Genomic DNA, 3,426 nt, shown 5'->3' on the forward strand with positions numbered 1-3,426 from the left:
GTGTAAGGCGTAGGAAGGTTGCTGCGTTCTGACCTGACCGGCTTTCAACGTTACACGCCTACGGCTCCCGCTGTTGGCGTGCGATGTTGGAGTACGACAGCATCAGGTAAGAGCGTCCGGAAAAGGATCGTTATCCTGACACTCGCTGCCGGCCGGTGTCGACCCAACCCGGCCGCCTGGATCGCCATGGGCGCTTCTCATAAGCGGTCATTCGACGGCCGTCCGGTAACTTCGGCTCGGGTGGGAAGCCCGGCTGCTAGGACCGAGAGGAACGCGCGCACCTTGGCACTGGTCAGACGCCGAGAGGAGTGTAGCGCCCAGATCTTGTGGAAACGCTTGCAACTTCGACCCCAAGCTATGCCGCCATATCCAACTGCGAAAACATGGCTTTTCCGCATTGGATGGGGGTCACACGTCGCGCGAAGAACGACCTTGTCACTCGCGAATATCGTTGCAATACCAATGATTTATAGGGGGCTTCTAGCCGGGGTCAGTGTTGACCGCGTTTTCACATCAGGCAGCCACAACCATTGCGTCCGGTCGCGTATTGGTTGCGTGGACGGGCTTCGACATGGTGCGAAGCCCGAGATCTTCGGGCAGGCCAGGCCTGCTGAACAGGAATCCCTGCAGTTCCTCGCAGCCTGTCTGCTTGAGGCGTACCGCCTGCCCATCGGTCTCGACGCCCTCCGCCGTGATCGTCATGCCAAGTCCCTTGGCGATGTCACGAATAGCGCTGACGATCACCTGATTGTCACGGCGCGTCTCGAGCTCCTGCACGAACGACCGATCGATCTTGACCTTGTCGAACGGGAAGCGGCGCAGGTAGCTCAATGACGAGTAGCCCGTTCCGAAGTCGTCCAATGCGATCCGTACGCCCAGGGCACGGATCTGCCTAAGCAAGCTGAGCGCTGCGTCGGCATCCTCGATCAGCACCGTCTCGGTGACCTCCACCTCCAGTCGCGATGGCGACAGCCCGGACCGGGTCAGGGCAGCCAGGATGATCTCGGGCAGCCCTCGATTGCGGAACTGGATGGGCGAGATGTTGACCGATACGCGCCGCATGTCCGGCCACCGCGCGGCCTCGAGGCAGGCTTGTTCGATTACCCAGGTCCCAATCGCGTTGATGAGGCCGCTCTCCTCGGCTAGGGGAATGAAATCGACGGGTGAAACAAGACCCCGTTCGGGGTGTCGCCAGCGGATCAGAGCCTCACATCCCGTGATCCTGCCGTCGGTAGCATCGACGTAGGGTTGGAAAAAGAGAGCAAGTTCGTCTCGGCCGAGCGCCGCCCGGAGATCCTGCAGCAGCTGCTGCCGCTCCTGAAGGCGGCGATCCGCCTCTGGCGAGAAGAAGCGATAGGTGCCGCGTCCAGCCTGCTTGGCGCGATAAAGAGCCGAGTCGGCGTTCTTCAGCAGTTCCGTCGGGTTGTCACCATCGCTCGCGGCGAACGCAACCCCAACACTTACCCCGACAATGACGTCAACGCCGGCCACATCGAAGCTGGCCGTGAGGCGGTCGATGATGCGCTGGCACAGCACCTCGACGCCATTTGCTTCAGCCAGATCCGTTACCAGGACGACGAACTCGTCGCCCCCGAAGCGCGCTACGAGATCGACGGCCGAAATCGTTTGACGAAGGCGTTCACCCACCGCGACCAGCAGGGCGTCTCCGGTTGGGTGTCCGTGCGCGTCGTTCACGGCCTTGAAACCGTCGAGGTCGAGGCTGAGGACGGCCAACTTGCCCAGATCGCCGACCGACATGGCGTGGCTGAGATTGGCCATGAAGAAGGTGCGGTTCGGGAGGTTGGTGAGTCCGTCGTGGTGGGCCAAGTGGGCGATCTTGGCTTCAGCCCGCTTCGTGATCGTGACATCCGACCCGACGCCCCTGTAGCCGAGGACGTTGCCGCCCGTGTCCAACAGGGGTCGGCCCGATAGCGACCACCAGCGGATGTCATCCCCGACGGCGAAGGGAACCGCCACGTCGCGGAATGCGCGCCGATCTGCCATGTGGTCGCGTAGCGTCGCGAGCGCTTCCCTGTTCCCGGGCACCGCCGATGCTATGAGCAACTCGTTGATCGAGAGACCGCACAGGTCGGCCGAGCTTCGTCCGGACACTTGCGCGAAGCGCTCGGAGGCGTTGCGGTATCGGAGTTCTGCGTCCGTTTCCCATAGCCAGTCGCTCGTCTGCTCCTCGTAGTCCCTGAGCAGTACACCAATCACCTCGCCTTTCTGCGCCAGCGCGAGTTCGCGCAGCTGGTCCGACACGAAGACGCGGTTCTGCTGGACGACGCTGCGCAACGCGGTCCCGCCGCCCGCCACGAACAGGACGATGAGATACAGGTGCTCCTGGCTCGCGCCTGCCTTGAGAAAGCACCCGGCGATCACGGCGGTAGTCAGTGTGACGTAGCAGACGGCTGCTGGCACAGCTGTTGTCAAAATCAAACTGCCGGCCCACAGCAGCCCCGTCAGTTGGCACACCACGATGGTGCAGGCGAGACCCGTCGTCTGCGTCAACAGCCAGGCTGGTACGCCATTGAACACGAGCGCCATGATGACGGCTTGCACCGTTAGGCGATGCATATGCCACGGTCTGCCGCCGCGATGCGGAGACCGCATGGATCGGACAGCTTCAAGGAAGCGCAACACCGAGGTAACTACGACGACAACGCACCAGGGGATCAGGAGACTGCCGTACTGGTGGTGGAGCATCACGGTCAGTCCGGCCGCGACCGCGATGTTTGCCCCCATCATGGGGGCGATCAGCCGATCGACAGCCAGGAGTTGCCGGCCGCGCACAAAGGCTTTGGCGGTCTCGCTTTCCGTGCTGAGCGAAGGCGCCTCGTTCGGCAGGGGTAAGAAGGTCGGCATGGGAGGTACGATCGGGTGAAGGTCGGCTAGGTGACGGCGGCCATGGCCGCGCCGAACACCGACGATTGCTGCGGAAGTGAGGAGCTAGAACTTGTAGTTCAGTCCGACCCGGCCCAGGTCGCCATCGGTGCGCATACGGGTGACCGTGTTCTGTCCGAGCAGGCTCAAGGGCGTCGCCCGTTGTCCGAGGTTGTAGTGAAGGTACTCGGCTCGGAGCGTGACGGCTCCCGGTAGCGTCGTCATCAATGTCCCTGTCGGGAGCGCGTATTCGAGGCCGCCGCCGACCGCATAGCCGGTCTCGAAGTCGTCCACCGTCATGCGGGCCAGGGTGGTGCCGCCAGCCGTCACGCTCACGGTGCGTAGAGCCTCGCCGTAAGCGAACCCGCCCGTGCCGTAGATCAGGACTGGGCCGATCGCATAGCCCAACCGCCCACGCACCGTGCCGAGCTCCTTGAGCTTGCTGTTGTAGAGTGCCTGAAGAGGTACGCCGGGCGGCAGAGGCAGTGTTGTTGTGCGGTTCAGGTCTGTGTAGGCGAGGTCGGTCTCGATGCCTACTACTAA

2 protein-coding genes are annotated in these 3,426 nt (G+C 63.0%); both read right to left on the reverse strand.

Annotated features, from left to right (window positions below):
- Window positions 1-513: 513 nt before the first annotated feature.
- The gene (locus P7D22_RS22165) at window positions 514-2,865 is read right to left on the reverse strand and encodes a putative bifunctional diguanylate cyclase/phosphodiesterase (RefSeq protein ID WP_319936425.1); all 2,352 of its coding nucleotides are present in this window, start codon (window positions 2,863-2,865) and stop codon (window positions 514-516) included.
- An 84-nt stretch (window positions 2,866-2,949) separates the two neighbouring features.
- Window positions 2,950-3,426: outer membrane protein (locus P7D22_RS22170; RefSeq protein WP_319936426.1), on the reverse strand; the 477-nt coding region annotated here is incomplete at its 5' end.

It is taken from the genome of Lichenihabitans sp. Uapishka_5 (assembly GCF_033947565.1).
Classification (GTDB): Bacteria; Pseudomonadota; Alphaproteobacteria; order Rhizobiales; family Beijerinckiaceae; genus Lichenihabitans.

Bases quoted from the DNA above. Each gene is read 5' to 3' on its own strand.
- P7D22_RS22165 (WP_319936425.1), bottom strand. From the start codon at position 2,865: ATGCCGACCTTCTTACCCCTGCCGAACGAGGCGCCTTCGCTCAGCACG.